The following is an 861-nucleotide window of genomic DNA, read 5'->3' as shown; positions in this document are numbered from 1 at the left end:
CCCCGATCAGCAGGGCCAGCCCCAGGAGCAGGACGCTGCGGTCGCCGAACCGTGCGCTCAGCCGGGCCGAGAGCCCGAGCGACACCGCGCCGATGACCGCGGCCGCCGGCAGCATGGCGAGGCCGGTGGCGGTGGCTCCGTAGCCGAGGACCCGCTGCAGGTACAGCGCGACGAGGATCTGGAACGAGAACAGCGCGGCCACCATGAGGATCTGGACCAGATTCGCTCCGGCGACACTGCGTGAGCGGAGTATCCGCAGCGGCAGGAGCGGGGTGGCGGCCGTGGCCTGCCGGACGACGAACGCGGCGAGCAGGGCCAGCGCGAGGGCGCCCAGGCCGAGCGTGTGCGCCGACAGCCACCCGTACGACTCGACCTCGACGACGGAGTAGATGCCCAGCATCACGCCTCCGGTGACCAGGAGCGCGCCGATCGTGTCGGCCCCGGCCGCGATGCCGGGTCCGCGGTCGGCGGGCAGGACGCGTACCGCGACGAGGAGTACCGCGAGACCGATCGGCAGGTTGATGAAGAAGATCCAGTGCCAGCCGAGCGCGTCCGTGAGGACCCCGCCGAGCACCTGGCCGATCGAGGCCCCCGCCGCGCCGGTGAAGCTGAACACGGCGATGGCCCTGGCCCGTTCGCGGCTTTCCGTGAACAGGGTGACGAGGATGCCCAGGCCCACCGCGGAAGCCATGGCGCTGCCCGCGCCCTGGAGGAAGCGGGCGGTGACCAGGAGGGCGGGGGAGCCGGCCGCTCCGGCCAGTACGGAGGCGGCGGTGAAGACCGCGGTGCCGGCCAGGAACATCCGGCGGCGGCCGAGGAGGTCACCGAGCCGCCCGGAGAGCAGCAGCAGACCGCCGAAGG

General features: G+C 73.3%; 1 protein-coding gene. It reads right to left on the bottom strand.

The window, feature by feature from the left end; all coding sequences use genetic code 11:
- The coding region (locus JGS39_RS39775) for an MFS transporter (RefSeq protein ID WP_219574625.1) at positions 1-861 on the bottom strand (861 nt) is incomplete at both ends.

Origin of the sequence: Streptomyces poriferorum (assembly GCF_019399235.1) — a bacterium.
Taxonomy (GTDB): domain Bacteria; phylum Actinomycetota; class Actinomycetes; order Streptomycetales; family Streptomycetaceae; genus Streptomyces; species Streptomyces poriferorum.
Note: the sequence above shows the minus strand (reverse complement) of the source record. Positions and strands in the feature narration are given on the sequence as shown.